At 70.3% G+C, this 14,679-nt stretch carries 15 protein-coding genes; 9 read left to right on the top strand and 6 right to left on the bottom strand.

Annotation, left to right across the window (positions count from 1 at the left end):
* Window positions 1-21: 21 nt before the first annotated feature.
* Window positions 22-762, bottom strand: a complete 741-nt coding sequence (locus WME73_RS03925; RefSeq protein ID WP_437744228.1) for a helix-turn-helix domain-containing protein — start codon at window positions 760-762, stop codon at window positions 22-24.
* A gap of 224 nt (window positions 763-986) precedes the next feature.
* Between WME73_RS03925 and WME73_RS03920 the strand changes: the two genes are divergently transcribed.
* Complete coding sequence (locus WME73_RS03920) at window positions 987-1,838, top strand: NAD(P)H-binding protein (protein WP_437914763.1); 852 nt, start codon at window positions 987-989, stop codon at window positions 1,836-1,838.
* A 47-nt stretch (window positions 1,839-1,885) separates the two neighbouring features.
* Here the strand turns inward: WME73_RS03920 and WME73_RS03915 are convergent, their stop codons facing one another.
* Window positions 1,886-2,698, bottom strand: a complete 813-nt coding sequence (locus WME73_RS03915; RefSeq protein WP_437914762.1) for a hypothetical protein — start codon at window positions 2,696-2,698, stop codon at window positions 1,886-1,888.
* A 249-nt stretch (window positions 2,699-2,947) separates the two neighbouring features.
* Between WME73_RS03915 and WME73_RS03910 the strand changes: the two genes are divergently transcribed.
* Both WME73_RS03910 and WME73_RS03905 read left to right on the top strand, forming a co-directional pair.
* Window positions 2,948-3,616, top strand: a complete 669-nt coding sequence (locus tag WME73_RS03910) for a hypothetical protein (RefSeq protein WP_437744225.1) — start codon at window positions 2,948-2,950, stop codon at window positions 3,614-3,616.
* A 232-nt stretch (window positions 3,617-3,848) separates the two neighbouring features.
* Window positions 3,849-4,340, top strand: a complete 492-nt coding sequence (locus WME73_RS03905; protein ID WP_437744224.1) for a UPF0262 family protein — start codon at window positions 3,849-3,851, stop codon at window positions 4,338-4,340.
* Window positions 4,341-4,519: 179 nt separating this feature from the next.
* On the opposite strand, the gene WME73_RS03900 is transcribed toward WME73_RS03905, so the two are convergent.
* Complete coding sequence (locus WME73_RS03900) at window positions 4,520-5,026, bottom strand: DUF1993 domain-containing protein (protein ID WP_437914761.1); 507 nt, start codon at window positions 5,024-5,026, stop codon at window positions 4,520-4,522.
* 244 nt (window positions 5,027-5,270) lie between these two features.
* Window positions 5,271-5,588, bottom strand: a complete 318-nt coding sequence (locus WME73_RS03895; RefSeq protein WP_437914760.1) for a hypothetical protein — start codon at window positions 5,586-5,588, stop codon at window positions 5,271-5,273.
* Window positions 5,589-5,616: 28 nt separating this feature from the next.
* On the opposite strand from WME73_RS03895, the gene WME73_RS03890 reads away from it, so the two are divergent.
* Window positions 5,617-5,985, top strand: a complete 369-nt coding sequence (locus WME73_RS03890) for a hypothetical protein (protein WP_437744221.1) — start codon at window positions 5,617-5,619, stop codon at window positions 5,983-5,985.
* Window positions 5,986-6,113: 128 nt separating this feature from the next.
* Here the strand turns inward: WME73_RS03890 and WME73_RS03885 are convergent, their stop codons facing one another.
* Entirely contained in the window at window positions 6,114-8,024 is a 1,911-nt protein-coding gene (locus tag WME73_RS03885) for a response regulator (RefSeq protein ID WP_437914759.1), read from the bottom strand.
* Window positions 8,025-8,342: 318 nt separating this feature from the next.
* On the opposite strand from WME73_RS03885, the gene WME73_RS03880 reads away from it, so the two are divergent.
* The 5 genes from WME73_RS03880 (at window position 8,343) to WME73_RS03860 (ending at window position 13,168) form a co-directional block, all read left to right on the top strand.
* Window positions 8,343-9,272: an RNA ligase family protein gene (locus WME73_RS03880; protein WP_437914758.1), complete on the top strand. Its 930-nt coding sequence runs from the start codon at window positions 8,343-8,345 to the stop codon at window positions 9,270-9,272.
* 77 nt (window positions 9,273-9,349) lie between these two features.
* Entirely contained in the window at window positions 9,350-10,558 is a 1,209-nt protein-coding gene (locus tag WME73_RS03875) for an aminoglycoside phosphotransferase family protein (protein ID WP_437914757.1), read from the top strand.
* Window positions 10,559-10,601: 43 nt separating this feature from the next.
* A complete protein-coding gene (locus WME73_RS03870; protein WP_437914756.1) occupies window positions 10,602-10,904 on the top strand; it encodes a hypothetical protein in 303 nt (100 codons plus the stop codon).
* A gap of 250 nt (window positions 10,905-11,154) precedes the next feature.
* Entirely contained in the window at window positions 11,155-11,739 is a 585-nt protein-coding gene (locus tag WME73_RS03865) for a protoglobin domain-containing protein (RefSeq protein ID WP_437914755.1), read from the top strand.
* 169 nt (window positions 11,740-11,908) lie between these two features.
* Entirely contained in the window at window positions 11,909-13,168 is a 1,260-nt protein-coding gene (locus WME73_RS03860) for a cytochrome P450 (protein ID WP_437914754.1), read from the top strand.
* On the opposite strand, the gene WME73_RS03855 is transcribed toward WME73_RS03860, so the two are convergent.
* Entirely contained in the window at window positions 13,140-14,213 is a 1,074-nt protein-coding gene (locus tag WME73_RS03855; protein WP_437744214.1) for a trypsin-like serine peptidase, read from the bottom strand. The two genes, WME73_RS03860 and WME73_RS03855, sit on opposite strands and share 29 nt — an antisense overlap.
* Window positions 14,214-14,679 lie beyond the last annotated feature (466 nt).

The following is a 14,679-nucleotide window of genomic DNA, read 5'->3' as shown; positions in this document are numbered from 1 at the left end:
GCGTGTCTGCCGGCGCGGAGGTCACCCGCGCGCGGTCGCGCCGCCGCACACGGGCCTCGCGGACGGGCGCGCGCCGGCGAGGTAGGCCCGCGGCGTCACCCCGAGCAGCGACCGGAACTCGGCGGTGAGGTGGGCCTGGTCGTAGAAGCCGGTCTCGAGGGCGAGCCGCGCGAGGCTCGTCGTGGCGAGGCGCTCGGCGGCGCGACGGATGCGCGCGATGCGCGCGTAGCGCTTCGGCGATATGCCGATCTCCTCGTGGAAGAGCGCGCGCAGCGTCCGCTCTGCGACGCGGAGGCGCCGCGCGAGCGCGGGGATGGAGGCGTCCGAGTCGGGTGCCAGCGCGGAGGCGTCGAGGGCATCGACGGCGCGGCGCAGGAGCGCCCGGCGCGCGGGGGCGTCGGCCCTCGCGCCGACCGCGCGGCAGAGGGCGTCCTCGAGCAGGCGCACCGCCGCGGCCGGGTCCCCGCCGGCGCGAGCGAGCGCATGGCGAAGCTCGCGCGCGCGTGCGCCCCAGAGGTCGTCGAGCGGGACGACGCGATCGACGAGCTCGTGGGCGGCGACGCCGAGGGCGGGCCGCGCGCCCCCGGGGTGGAACGAGAGGCGAGCATAGAGAGGCACCGCGCCCGAGGGCTTGAACGTGGCGCGCTGAAGCGGCCCCACCGCGGCCACGACCGGCTCTCCGCCGGTCCAGCACGCGACGAGCGACGTGGTCCCGCTCGGTAGCCGCGTCCACCCCGCGGGCGGCGAGGGGACGGCGCTCATCACGTGGACGTCGGAGATCCAGGAACGGAGCGGCGCACGCGGCGGGAGGTCGCAGCTCTCCGAGCGGGATGGCGGGAGCGAGGGCGCAAGCACGAAGGCAGTGTAGCGCGCGCGGCCTCCGGCGCCTCGGCCGTCGCGCGCCGATGAGCTCGACCTTCGTGCCGGAATCTCCAAGAGACGGCTTCGTCGAGACAGCAGGCTTCGCTCTCGAAACGGAGGTGTTCATGATCCTTGTTGCTGGTGCGACAGGCACCATCGGTCGCGCGCTGATCCCACGGCTGCTCGCCGCCCGGGCCGACGTTCGGGTGCTCACCCGCGAGCCCGCGCGCGCGCGTGCGCTCTGGGGAAACGACGTCGAGGTGGCCTGCGGGGACTTCACGGATGCGCCGTCGCTCGGGCGCTCGCTCGAAGGCGTCGACCGCGTCTTCTTGCTCACGGCGCCCGGGCCGACGGTGGCCGACCACGACCGCGCGATGACCGCGGCGGTGATGCGCTCGCGGGTCGAGCAGATCGTCAAGCTCTCGGCTTACGGCGCCGAGCAAGAGGACCTCATCGCGTCTGGCTGGCATCGGGCAGGAGAAGGAGCGGTAATCGCGACGGGGCGCCGCTTCACGCTGCTCCGGCCGGCGGGATTCCACTCGAACGTGCTCGCGTGGGCCGCGAACGTGCGCGCCGGCGCCCCGATCGAGGTCTCGACCGGCACAGGGAAGCACGCGGTCGTCGACCCGCGCGACGTCGCGGCCGTCGCGGCCCGGGCGCTCACGTCGAACGATCACGATGGGCGGGCGTATACCCTCACCGGGCCCGCCGGCCTCGACGCCCACGAGCAGATCGCGATCCTCGCCGAGGCGCTCGGACGCCCGATCGCCGCCGAGGACGTCACCGTCGAGCATTCGACGGCGAAGATGCGGGCGGCCGGCGCCCCGGAAGCGTTCGTCGCGGCGGTCTCCCAGGGCCTCACGTTCCTGCGCGACGGGCGCGCGTCGGCGCCGACGGACGACGTCGCCGCGGTCCTCGGCCGCCCACCGCGGCCCTTCGCAGCGTGGGTCCGGGATCACCTCGACGCATTTCGCTGAGCCGGCCATCTCAGAGGCGCTCCGCCGAGAGGCCTTGCATCAGGCGATCATTGGTAGAAGCCGACGTCGTCGATATAGACGTCGAAATCCTCCCCTTCCGTGAACCCGAACTCGATCGCGAAGAGCCCTGTGAGGTCGATGCCCTCGCCGGTTGGTTCGGCGTCCCCGCCGCCGCGCGCGAACTCCTCGAAGGGGATCACGACCGGGGCCCACGCCGTGCCGAGGCGCGCGGTGAATGACCAGTCGTCGAAGCACGGATTGGCCACGTCCTCTCCCGATTCATCGCAGAGCCCGCCCGCGGGGTCCGAGGTCTTGTCCGTGATGTTGACCTTCATCGTCGTCGCCGCGCCCGCGTCGCCGAGCCTGGCCCAGAACACGATACCGCTGTACGCCGACGCGTCGTAGGCGAACAGGCCCCCGTCGGGGCCGTTCAGCGCGAAGCCGAACCCGGCGCCCCACTCCGTGAAGCCGGATCCGAACGTGTGCATCGCCATCGTGCTCTCGCCGCGTGGCTCCGCGAGCTCCTCCGGGATGAACCCGACGGGATTGTCTTCCGTGTAGACCGGGGGAGTCTGCGTGCCCGTCCCATCATTGAAGCTGTACCAGTAGCCGACCCTGCCGCCCGCCTCATCGATGGCGCTGTCGCCGTCTTCCATGTCGTCGATCAGCTCGACGTCCGTGGGGACGACCACCTCGCCCCCCCCCGCCCCCGCGCCGGCCTCGCCCCCCGCCCCCGCGCCGGCCTCGCCGCCCGCTCCGTCCACCAGGTGGTAGCTGCCGTCCAGCCCCACGAGCGTGGTGCATCCACCGGCTGTGAGCGTCCACGCCGCGCACATCCATGCTGCACGCCTCTTCGCCATATCTTCTCCTACCACCACCGCGTGGGCACGGTCCACCGCGGCCCTACCGCGCCCACCGCACCCCGGAGAGGCAGCGACGACCGCCGGCGTTGGACGGATCTGCCCTGCGGCGCTGGACGAAGCTCGGGACTTGCGGCGCAGCGCCGATCCGTGAGACCTTCTGTGCGTGAGGTCACCCAGAGCGCCTGAATCGACAGACCTGGTCCTGCGGCTTCGGTTGACCGGGCCATTATTCGTTGGGTGGACGAAATGACGGTTGAAGACATAAGGCGCGGCCTGGACGCCGCCCGCGAGGAGCTGTCGGCTGCAGCCGCTGCGCTCTCCGGAAAACGCGAAGACGGGGGATGGGCCCGTTACCAAACCGCGCACGACAAGTGTATCTCGCTCGAGCGAGATCTCGCCCGAGCGACCGAGGAGGAGTGTGCCGTCGAGATCCCCTGGCAACATCCTTGGGATGTCGGCGCCCCACTCCCGCATGTTTTCTCCTCGGGCTCCAGAACTCTCGTCGTCTACAACATGCGCGAACCTGACCCCGCGTGGGATGGCTCGTATGCGACCGTGGTCGATCCCACCAGCGCCGACCTGCGCCTGATCGCCATCGTCGAATTCGAGCGATGCCTCGCCCACAAGCTCGGTCCACCGAATGACGAGGTTCTCCACGGACATCCCCTGCACGGCCGCGGGTTGGTCGGGTATGCTGCGCACGTCGTCGAGAGGTCTCGATGGATCGCCGAGCTGATGAAGATCAACTCGGTTCACAGCCAGTACAATCCAGATGGGTGGAAGCAGTATCGACACTACTTACTTGCCTTCCACGATGAGACGTTCGAGTGCATCGCCCGGAGTCATTCACTCAAGCAAACGATGTCGTCGTTCCCCGAAGCGCTCCACTTGTGCACCAGGAGCATCCTGGCGTGACGCCGCCGCCCAACAAGCTGTTGAAGCAAGCGGCCGCACGTCAGTCGTTGGGCATGACGAAGCAGAAATGGCTACGGAATTCCATCCAGGGCGTTCGAGGGTCCCGGAGGCGATCGTGCACCGACCCAAATACGGACAATACGTATATTATGGAGTTCTGTTGATCTCTTCGCTGGCCGACGGTGAGCCGTTACAACCGTGAGCTGTGAGCGCTACACTGAGCTCAGCCCATATGCCCGTCCATGCCATCCGAATCGAAGAGCGCCTCTGGTCGAGCGCGTCGCCGCTCCGCAGGCAGGAGTGGCGCACGCTCACGACCGATATCGTCTCCGGCGAGCCGCCCTGGCCCTCGCGCGAGCCCTGCACCCTCGTCGCCGGTTGCGACGACAGAGACCTTCACTTCGTCTTCACCGGGAGCGCCGTCTCGGCGGACACCCTCGCCCTCGCGCGGGCGGAGGTCGCGCCGCTCGTGGGCGAGTACGTGGGCATCATCCGAAAGCTCTCCGGGGGCGACCTCTACCCTGCCCACATCGAGCCCATCGATATGGCCAAGCGCGTCCTCCACGACGCCGGCGCGAGGCGGATAGGCGCCCTCCTCCCCGACCTGAGCCCGAGCTTCGAGACGCGCCGCCGCTTCTTCTCGCTCGTCGTCTCGCTCCTCGTCGACACGACGCGGCTCGGCCCGCTCCCAGCGCACCAGCACGATCCGAGGCGCGTGCGGTAGCGGGCGTCAGTCCGGGCGTCAGCCGGAAACGACGACGAGCGGCGGTCACCCGCACAGGAGACGGGCCCAGATCGGCGTTTTCGGCGCACAGGCGTGCTCCAGCACGCCGAGCACCGAAAACGTCGAGGTGGGCCCGTATCCGCAGCGGGTGCCCGCCGCTCGGGTGACCGCCGCTCGGATCAGCGGGCGCCCAGGAAGTCTAGCTTGCCGATCTCGAGCCCGTTGTGGCGCAAGATCGCGTAGGCGGTCGTCACGTGGAAATAGAAGTTGGGCAGCACGAAGTGCAGCAGGTAAACCAGGCCCTTGAACTGCAGCGGCTGATCGCGCGTCGGGATGGTGATATCGCGGTCCTCGGAGCCGTCGATCTGCTCGGGCCGGAGGCTGTTCAGGAACGCGACGGTCTTGGTGATACGGGCCTGTAGCTCCTGGAAGCTGGCCTCGTTGTCCTCGTACTTCGGCAGGTCGGCGGCCGCCAGCCGCGCCCCACAGCCCTTGGCCATGTCGGTGGCGATCTGCACCTGGCGCGTGAACGAGAGCATGTCCGGGGCGAGGCGCGCGTCGAGCAGGACGCGAGGCTCGATCTTCTTCGCCTCGGCGTACGCGGCGGCCTTGGTGAGGATCGTCGAGAGGTTGCCGAGCATCTTGACGAGCACCGGGACCGAGGCCTGATACATCGAGATCGTCATCTTCTCATCTCCTTGCTATCGCACGGTTCAGGCAGCGCGTTCCCCGCACGGCGCACGCGGCGCGGCGCCGGCGCACCCCCCGGCGGGGACGCGAGCAGGCGCGAACATAGGGCATCCTGCTCGCCAGGCAAGCACGCCCTCTCACGCAGGGGCCGCCCGCGACCCCCGGGCGCCCGAGCACGGCGCTCGTTCACGGGGATCCACGGACTCCGGCGCTGAGGACACGCCCGCCGGGCGCTCCGCGTCATGACGCGCTCGTGAAGTAATGTAAAGAGCATTGACGAACGAGATTCGATGACGGGGTGCCGCGGCGCGAGGCTCCGTGCCGGGGAGGTAGCGCGACGGAGCGCGCCGTGATGGCCCTCGACGGCCGCGGGGGCGGCGCGTTATAGGGGGCGCCGATGCGACACATACTTTTCCTCAGCTTGTTCACGGCTGCGCTGGCGACCGCATGCGGCTCCTCGACGACCGATCCGGAGCCGACCGGGAGCGGCGGGTCGTCCGCCAGCTCGACGAGCGAAAGCTCGGCGAGCGCCAGTTCGACGACCTCCAGCTCGGCCACGGGCGCAACCTGCACTCCTGGCGAGACCATGTCCTGCACCTGTCACGCCGCCAGCGCGCCCGGCGTCGCGACGTGCCTCGCCGACGGCAGCGGCTACGGGCCGTGCATGGAGCAAGACGGCGGCGACTGCGGCTGTCCCCTCGGGCGCGGCGACGGCTGCTGCCCTGGCGACGGCATCTGCTGCGCGTGCGTGCAAGGCTGCGATCCGAACACGGATCCCCTGCAAGATCCCGAGACGGACGCGCTCATCGCCTGCGTCTGCGCGGCGGGCGTGTGCGCCGACGAGTGCGAGACGGAGTGCGCCGGCCAGGGCATCGCGGCGGACTGCAGGGCGTGCGTGCAGCAGGCGGGCGCGGACGCGTGCAAGGCGGAGTACGAGGCCTGCGGCGGGACGTGAGCTCGCGCCGCGCATCGCGGGGCCAATTACGCGCAGGAGGCCGGCGCCGATTCCCCCCTTCCTGACCGGCGCCGATTCCCCCCTTCCTGACCTGCGCCGATTCCCCCCTTCCCCGCCCCGGCCCGCCGCTACATCCTCTCGGGCTCTGCCGCTCTCGCCTCCAGCAGCGCATCGATCCGCCGGAGCAGCTCCGCCGGGTCGATCGGCTTCGGCAGGACGCGTCCCCCGTGGGCCGAGAGGAACCGCCTGCTCACCTCGCTCGTGCCCCCTCCGGTCATGAACAGCACCCGGTCGACGAGCGCCGGCAGCTCCGCCTCGAGCCACTCGTGGAGCTCTATCCCCGTGCCCTCCTGCATCACGATATCGCAGAGCACGACATCGAAGTTTGCGTCCAGCTGGAGCGTCCTCTGGGCCTCTCTGCCCGAGCGCGCGCAAACGACCTCGTGCGACGCCTCGAGGAGCCCGCGCAGCGCGCGCAGGAGGAGGGGCTCGTCGTCCACGATGAGGATCCGGGCGCGCCGCGCCGGCTCCTCATCCCGCGTGGGCGCAGGCGGCGCGCGGCGAGGGGTGAGCTCGGCGCTCGACCAGGCGGGCAGCCGGACGCGGACGCAGGTGCCGACGCCGGCCTCGCTGCTGACGCCGATGGTGCCGCCGCACGACTCGACGATGTTGCGGCAGATCGCGAGTCCGAGCCCCGTCCCCTCCCCCGCGCGCTTCGTGGTGAAGAACGGCTCGAACAGCCTGTGCATGTGCTCTTCGGGCACGCCGCAGCCGGAGTCCACGATCTCCGCGACGACCTCCCGGCCCTGATCGCGGGTCCGCACCTCGACGATGTTGTCGGCGACGCGCCCCTCCCGGATCGACTGCGCCGCGTTGATGAGCAGGTTGACGAACACCTGCGTCAGGCGCCCCTCCGCGCCGCTCACGGGCGCGACCGAGGCGAGCTCACGCACGACCCGCGCGCGGTGCTTCATCTGGGGATGCACGATGTTGAGCGCGCTCTCGATCACCGCGTTGACGTCGGTCGGCCCGATCGCCTCGTTCGCCTCCGCGCGCGCGAACACCCCGAGATCCCCGACGATGTCCACCACCCGCGCAGCGCCGTGGCGGGCGTCCGCGAGCGGCTGGGCGAGGTGCTCGGTGGCGACGCCCTTGTCGGCAAGCCGCCGCACCTCGCGGGCGAGCAGCTCGAGGTTGGCCACCACGTACGCGAGAGGATTGTTGATCTCGTGGGCCACGCCCGCCGCGAGCTGGCCGACCGCGGCCAGCCGCTCGCTGCGCTCGAGCCGCGACCTCAGCTCCTCGGCCCGGCGCCGCCCGGTCACGTCGCGCAGGAGCGCCATGCGCGAGGGGCGCCCCTGCCAGTCCACGCCGACCCAGCGAACGTCGATGGCGACCTGCTGCCCTCCGATCTCGAGGCTCGTCTCGCCGGCGCAGAGCGCCGCCGGGCAGCCCCGCCCGGCGACGGGGCGCCCGTCGCCCAGCAGCGACTCTGCGGCGGGGTTCGCGAAGAGCACCGTCCCGGAGGGATCCAGCACGATCACCCCATCGGCGCTCCGGGCGATGAGCTGGTGCAGGTTGGCCTCGTTCTCGCGGGCTTCGGCCATCGCCCGCGCGAGCTGCGTCAGGAGCTGCTGGCGGCTGACCGCATAGCGGATGGCTCGCCACAACGTGTCCGCGTCGAGGCCCCGCTTCACGAGGTAATCCTGCACCGAGGCGCCGAGCGCGCGCTCCGCGAGGCGGACGTCGTCATGGCCCGTCAGCACGACGATGGGCACATGGGGGTCCACCGCCCGCACCCGCTCGACCACCTCGAGGCCCTCGCCATCGGGCAAGGAGAGGTCGAGGAGGACGACATCCCACCCCTCGTTCACGCGCGCGAGCCCGGCGGCGAGCGTCTCCGCGTGCGCGAGCTCGGCGCGCTGCCACGGCACGGCGTCGAGGTGGCTTTGCACGACGGAGGCCGCGATGGCGCTGTCCTCGATCAGCAGGAGGCGAAAGCAAGGCGCAGGCGGCGCCCGGCTGGGTTCAGCGGACATGGTGACCCCCTGATGGCTAAGGAACTCCAACGCTTTCCCGGAATCAAGCGCCTCGCGCCCTCGCCGCCCTCGCCGCGCCGGCGGCTCGCAGCGCGGGCGGAGCGGGGATTGCCGCGCTCCTCCGCGGCGGACGACGCAACGCACCATCCCGGCGTCGGTGGTGGTGGTCAACTTTGCCCGAGAAAGATCCCAGGGAGACGGGGAGACCGGGAGATTCATTGAGTTTTTTCTCCCTGCCTCCCCGCCTCCCTGTCCAAATTCGACCAGCACGCCGGCGTCCGCGGACCGGCCGCGCCATCGGCGCTATCGTCGCCGGAAATGGAGTTCCTCCCCTTCCCGAAGATGCCGTGCCTCGGCGCGAGCGACGCTCCGACCTGGGTCGCGCTCGAGAAGATCCACGGCGCGCAGCTCGTGATCGGCGTCGACGCGGCCGGCGTCCATTTCGGCAAGCGCAAGGCGTGGCTCCGGGACGAGGACCCCTTCTTCGGCTGGCAGCTGCTCCGCGCGTCGCTCCGGGACGCCGCCCGCGCGGCGTACGCGGCGGTCGGCGCGGCGCGGCTCGTCCTCTACGGCGAGCTCTTCGGCGGCGGCTACCCGCATCCGGACGTGCCCTCGGGCGGCGTGAGCGCGGTGCAGACCGGGGTCTGGTACGCGCCCGACCTGCGGTGGGCGCCCTTCGAGCTCCGCGCGGTCGACGGCGGCGAGGACGCCTTCCTGGCCTGGAGCGAGGCGGCCCCGGTCGCCGCCGCGGCCGGGCTCATGATGCCCCCGCTGCTCGCCCGGGGGCGCAAGGCGGAGATCGCCGCCGTGCCCGAGCGCTTCCCGTCGCGCGTCGCGTCCGCCCTGGGGCTGCCGCCCCTCGGCCCGGAGAACCTCGCGGAGGGCCTGGTGGCCAAGCCCGACGTCCGCATGCCGGCCGGGGCCTACATGGCCTTGAAGCGCAAGATCGCCGAGATGCGCGAGGACCGCTTCGACGAGAGCGCGCCGTGGGACCCGGAGCGCCCGGTCGACCTCGCGACGCTGATCCGCTGGGGGGAGCGGCTCGTGAACGGCCCGCGCCTCGCGTCCGCCGCGTCGAAGGTGGGGCGCCACGATCGGGCGGCCGTCGACGAGGAGGCGGCCCTCGACGTGCTCGTGGACCTCGAGGCGGCGTTCCCCGGCGCGATGCGCGCCCTCGCGCCCGAGGACGGCGAGGCGCTGGAGCGCGCCGTCAGGGCCGCCGTCGCGGGACAGCCGCGCTCGACGTGAGCGGCGCTCGGACGTCTTTCGTACGGCGGCCGAGCACCCGCGCGCGAGCGACGCCGCCTCTTCGCTATCCTCGCTCGATGCTGCCCCACCCGCCGCGCGTCGTTCGGCTCGTCCTCCTCACCGCGAGCGGTGAGCTCCTGGGCGCGCTGCCGCCCTATCCGGTCGCGACGCCGTGGTGGCAGGACGCGCAGGCGGTCGTCCAGGGTGCCCGCGAGCGCTTCGGCCTCCAGGTGACGGTCCTCCGGATGCTCGCCGCCGAGCTCCCGGTGCCCCACGGCGGGGCGGTCACCTACCTCGCGAAGGCGGAGCCCGACGCGCCGCCGCCCGGCGTCGAGCCCTGGCGCGGAGCGCTCGACGACCACCCGCTCCGGCAGCCGTGGGCGCGGCCGGGCGGGCCTGCAGACGACCTCGCGTGGGCGGACGCCGTCCTGCGCGATCGGGGCCTCGCGCGGACGGCGCCCGCCGAGCAGATGCGGTCGTGGAACCTGTCGAGCCTGTGGCGGCTCCGTGCTGGCGACCAGACGGTCTGGCTGAAGCACGTCCCTCCGTTCTTCGGGCACGAGGGGGCTGTGATCGCGCGGCTCGCGGGCGGGCCCGTGCCGGCGCTCTTCGACCACGACGGCCGGCGGATCCTGATGCCCGAGATCCCGGGCGAGGATCTCTACGAGGCCGATCTGCCGGTCCGGGAGCGGTTGATCTCGCTGCTTGTCGGGCTGCAGCGCGACGCGAGCCGGCAGGTCGGCGAGCTCCTTTCGCTGGGGCTGCCGGACTGGCGTGCGCCGGCCATGACCCGGCTCATCGCGGACGTGGTGACCCGGACGCCCGACCTGCCCGCCCGCGATCGGGCGACCCTCGACAGCTTCGTCGATGGCCTGCCCGAGCGCTTCGCTCGCCTGGCCGAGGCCGGGCTGCCCGACACGCTGGTTCACGGCGACTTCCACGTCGGCAATGCCCGCGGCGACGCGACGTCGGCCGTCCTGCTGGACTGGGGCGACAGCGGCGTCGGGCATCCGCTGCTCGATCAGCCAGCGTTCCTCGACGGGGCCCCGCCCGGCGCGGTCGAGCCGCTCCGGAGCTCCTGGAGCCGCGCGTGGCGCGCCGCGATCCCGGGCTCCGACCCCGAGCGCGCCGCCGAGCTGCTCGCGCCCGTCGCCGCGGCCCGCCAGGCGATCATCTACCGCAAGTTCCTCGACAACATCGAGCCGTCGGAGCACCCCTACCACGCGAGAGATCCCGTGGCGTGGCTCGCGCGGACAGCCGCGGTGATGCGCTCTCGATCCTGCTAACTAGGTGAGCACCGCTGCCACCTAGCTCTCGGACGTATCGACGTTGCCCGACGCCATCGTGTCCGCGGTGGGACCGCTCTCGGCGCTGGAGCAAGAGGCGTTCCTGGCTGGCGTCGTGAAGATCATCCGGTCCTTGCAGCTCAGCGGGCATATCCCGGTGAGCCGCATGTGCGTCAGCTGCAAGTACTTCCGGCCGAACGCGCATGAAGGGGCGCTGCCCCACCACTGTGCTTTCGTCGACGCGCCGATGGCGGGCCGACACCTGAGGATCGATTGCGGCGAACACGAGCAGGCTGAAGAGCAGCAGCGCGAAGACGCGTGGAGGCGCTTCGTCCAGCCCGAGTAGAGCGGTGCTCATCCCCGCGAGATGAGGGGATAGCTTTCCCGAGGCCTGTCACTGGCTCCTCGCTCCGGGCCTGCGCTCCCGCGACCTCGGAGCGCAGCCGGCACGCGCGCCGGCCCCGCCGTGAGGAATCGAGGCCGAGCTTCGGCGGAGCGACCTACCGGCCCGTCACCGTCGCGACGACCGGTTCGACGTCCCGAGCGCGTCGCTCGGGGTGAGCGCGGGGTATTGCCCGCAGAAGGAGTGGACGATCATGACCATCCATGGATACACGGTTGGAACACACGCCGTCGCGAAGTCCCCGGTTTTGCCGGCCGACTTCGAGGACATGAAGAAGAGCGCCCTCTTCGGGGAAGAAGACGTGAAGTACCTGCGCCTCTCGCACGACGTCGTGAAGGATCAGGTCGAGCAGATCCTCGATGTCTGGTACGGCTTCGTCGGCGCGAACCCGCACCTGCTCGCGTCCTTCACCGGCAAGGCCGACGGCAAGCCGCTCGGCGACTACCTCGGTGGGGTCCGCAAGCGCTTCGGCCAGTGGATCCTCGACACCGCGCGCGCGGAGTACGACCAGAAGTGGCTCGACTACCAGCACGAGATCGGCCTCCGCCACCACCGCATCAAGAAGAACAAGACGGACGGGGCGCCGTCGACCGACCTGGTGCCCTTTCGCAACCTCTTCGCGCTCATCTTCCCGGTGACGTTCACCCTGAAGCCGTTCCTCGCCAGGAAGGGCCACTCCGCCGAGGAGGTCGAGAGGATGCACGCGGCGTGGGTCAAATCCTGCCTGCTGCAGGTGACGCTGTGGAGCTACCCCTACGTGAAGGAGGGAGACTTCTGACGCGCTGGCCGCCCTGCGCCGCTGCGCGTGCTCTGCGCCGCGCCTCGAGGCGCCCGGAACCCCTCTGCGCATCGGGCGCCGTCCCGATGGAGTCTGTGGACCAGCACCCCATCGCCCGCTCGCTGGTGTGGTAGACAGGGGTCTGGATTTCCTCGCTCAGGGGTGAGCTATGGCCCGTGCCTTCCCGTTTTTCTCGCCGGAAATGCAGCAGGACCCGTATCCGCGGTATGCGCAGGCGCGCGCGGAGGAGCCGATTTTCTTCAGTGACGATCTGGGCATGTGGGTGGCCGCTCGCCAGGCGGATGTCGCCGCCATCCTCCGCGACACGGACCGATTCTCGTCGCGGCTCACCACGATGAGCGTCAAGGAGCCGCCGCCCGAGGTCGTGGCCGTCCTGCGAAGGGGGTTCCTGCGGACCACCTCGATCATCCACCTCGACCCACCGGAGCACACCTCGGTCCGGCGGAAGATGAACGCCGCGTTCGGCGCCGAGCGAATTGCCTCCCTGGAGGGCGCCATCTCCACGCTGGCGGACCAGCTGGTGGCCTTGTTCGAGGCGGAAGGTCGGGCAGATCTCATGGCGCGCTTCTGCGGCCCGCTGCCTGTGGCGGTCATCGCGGGCATCCTGGGTGTCTCGCCGACCGACGCCGGCAGGTTCGGTCAATGGGCAGATGACGCGGCGCGCCTGCTCATGAGCGGTCACCTGCCGACCGACGCATGGGTGAGAGCGGCCGAGAGCTTCGTCACCATGCAGCATCACCTCGCGGGGCTCCTCTCTGCGCGGAGGAGCGCGCCGGCCGACAACCTCCTCTCCGTCCTCGTCCAGGCGGCCACGGACCCGAGCGGTCAGCTCGACATGGCCAAGGCGGTCAGTTATGCGACCGCGTTCGTGTTCGCGGGCCACAAGACCACAACGGACCTGCTCGGCAACGCCGTGCATCTCTTGCTCCTGCACCCTGACACGCTCGCGGCGCTCGTGCGCGATCCGTCCCTCGCCGCCGCCGTCGTGGAGGAGACCCTCCGCCGGGACTGCCCGGTCCCCGGGACGACCCGTGTCGCCAATGTCGACGTGACGATCGGAGACGTCACGATCCCCAAGGGGGCGCGCGTCTTCGTGCTCCTGGGCTCTGCCAACCACGATGAGGCCGTCGTTGAAGCCCCCGCGAGGTTCGAGCCCGGGCGCCCCGACGGGGGCGAGCACCTCGGGTTTGGCCGCGGTGTGCACTTCTGTCTCGGCGCGCCCCTCGCGCGGCTCCAGGGGCGTGTGGCGCTCTCCACGCTCACGCAGCGCTTGCCGGGCCTCCACCTCGCGAGCGATCGGCCGGTGCAGTTCCGGCAAGTCACCATGTTCCGAGGCCCCGTGTCCCTCGATGTCGCCTGGGACGCCAAGGGTCAGGGCACTACGGGAACTGCGCGCGGACCGAGTTGAAGTAACTGACGAGCGTGTCCGTGACACGCGGGCCCAGCCCGCCCGTGTTAGCGACCACACCGTTCGATATCGACGTGGAGATCACGTAGGGGCCGCCGGCAGCCGGAGCGTAGCTGAAGACGCCGGCGCCGCTCACGCCTTCCGAATTGTCGACCCTGTGGCTGAGCCGGGATTTCGCATTGAGAAACGGCCAGTCGGCGAGCGGCTCGGAGACGACTGGGCCCGGGTTCTGGCCCTCTCCGGCGCCTCCGAAGAGCACGCCGTCCGTGCAACCCGGCGGACTCTGCGCCATTCCACAGCCGGGAAACCCCCAAAGATGATGAGCCCAGGACTGGACGACCGCATCATTCGAGTGCGCTGCGTAGCCGAGGTAGCCCGGATGACTTCCGCCGAAGGGCGAGGGCCAAAGTATCAGAATGACCCAATCATGCGCGTTGCATTCCCACGTGGGATTGACCGGACAGTTCCGGGTCACCCACGCCGTCGGGTAGGCGTAGGTTTGAGCTCCGACCACGCCGTATGGCGGAGCAGGACTCGTCGTGTCTTGCCGCGGGACGATGCGAGGCCAATCGATACCTCCAGCCGAATCGACGGTCCCGTGCGCGTTCGTGATGACGATCCTGGCCCCGATCATCGTCCCGGAGCCAGCGCCATGGTTGTTTGTCACACGCACCATCGTCGTTTGGGGCCAGGCGGTCGCCGGATAAAAGGCGCTGATCCTGAAATCGAGTCGATTGTCTGCCGGCCCGACGATCGACTGCGTCCCCAAGCTGGGCGGCCTCAGCTCTTCTTCGGCCGCGACCGGCGCCACATCGCCCGTGGGCCTCCCCGCGCGACCGTCGTACCCGAGCTTTCTCGCATAGTCGGCAGCGACCTTGAGGCCTTCGAGGGTCTGGACGACCTGATATTCCTCGCCTGTTTCCCCGTTGCCAACAATGACGGAGAACTCATCGTCCTTGACCGGCTGGAGGAGCCGTTTGTGGGCTTCGTGCGCTGCTACCTTTTCTGCATCTCCAGAATGGTCATACGGGTACTCGGGCGCCATGGCGGCCTTGCCCTGCGGTGGCTCCAGTGGCACCGACGCCGGCGCCGTCGGGATCTTTCGTAAGAAGACCTGCCTTCTGCCGGTGTCAAGCGGTGAGTCATACGCCGCGCCCTGCGAGGACGGCCAAGGCCGTGACTCCTCCGGTCCCGGCGGCTGTGCTCCTTCGGAGCAAGCAGCCAGCATCCCCGCCGTCAATACCGTGAATGAAACCCTCGAATGCACCGTTCGTGCGCGCGCCCCTGGCCTCTGCATCTTGCGCGTCCTCCTAGCCAATCCTCCCAAGCGGAAGCGGCAGCTTGATGGCGACGCTACACCATTCCCTCTCACGCATGTAAGGATTTCGCGCGCTCACGTGCGACCGCCGAGCGCAATCAGCGGCGCTGAGCCAGGAAAGACACCGCTCGAATGAAACCATCACAGAATGAGCACATTTTTCTTTCACGAAGCCCGTTGAAGAAGGCTCCTT

This window comes from Sorangium sp. So ce302, assembly GCF_051530145.1.
GTDB classification, from domain to species: domain Bacteria; phylum Myxococcota_A; class Polyangia; order Polyangiales; family Polyangiaceae; genus Sorangium; species Sorangium cellulosum_B.
This window is presented reverse-complemented; position numbering and strand designations above follow the sequence as displayed.

Excerpts from the sequence above, each read along its gene's own strand:
- WME73_RS03905 (WP_437744224.1), top strand. The coding sequence starts at position 3,849 with ATGCCCGTCCATGCCATCCGAATCGAAGAGCGCCTCTGGTCGAGCGCG.
- WME73_RS03875 (WP_437914757.1), top strand. The coding sequence starts at position 9,350 with ATGCTGCCCCACCCGCCGCGCGTCGTTCGGCTCGTCCTCCTCACCGCG.
- WME73_RS03865 (WP_437914755.1), top strand. The coding sequence starts at position 11,155 with ATGACCATCCATGGATACACGGTTGGAACACACGCCGTCGCGAAGTCC.
- WME73_RS03925 (WP_437744228.1), bottom strand. The coding sequence starts at position 762 with ATGAGCGCCGTCCCCTCGCCGCCCGCGGGGTGGACGCGGCTACCGAGC.
- WME73_RS03890 (WP_437744221.1), top strand. The coding sequence starts at position 5,617 with ATGTCCTGCACCTGTCACGCCGCCAGCGCGCCCGGCGTCGCGACGTGC.
- WME73_RS03880 (WP_437914758.1), top strand. The coding sequence starts at position 8,343 with ATGGAGTTCCTCCCCTTCCCGAAGATGCCGTGCCTCGGCGCGAGCGAC.
- WME73_RS03900 (WP_437914761.1), bottom strand. The coding sequence starts at position 5,026 with ATGACGATCTCGATGTATCAGGCCTCGGTCCCGGTGCTCGTCAAGATG.
- WME73_RS03860 (WP_437914754.1), top strand. The coding sequence starts at position 11,909 with ATGGCCCGTGCCTTCCCGTTTTTCTCGCCGGAAATGCAGCAGGACCCG.
- WME73_RS03910 (WP_437744225.1), top strand. The coding sequence starts at position 2,948 with ATGACGGTTGAAGACATAAGGCGCGGCCTGGACGCCGCCCGCGAGGAG.
- WME73_RS03920 (WP_437914763.1), top strand. The coding sequence starts at position 987 with ATGATCCTTGTTGCTGGTGCGACAGGCACCATCGGTCGCGCGCTGATC.
- WME73_RS03915 (WP_437914762.1), bottom strand. The coding sequence starts at position 2,698 with ATGGCGAAGAGGCGTGCAGCATGGATGTGCGCGGCGTGGACGCTCACA.
- WME73_RS03855 (WP_437744214.1), bottom strand. The coding sequence starts at position 14,213 with ATGGCGCCCGAGTACCCGTATGACCATTCTGGAGATGCAGAAAAGGTA.
- WME73_RS03885 (WP_437914759.1), bottom strand. The coding sequence starts at position 8,024 with ATGTCCGCTGAACCCAGCCGGGCGCCGCCTGCGCCTTGCTTTCGCCTC.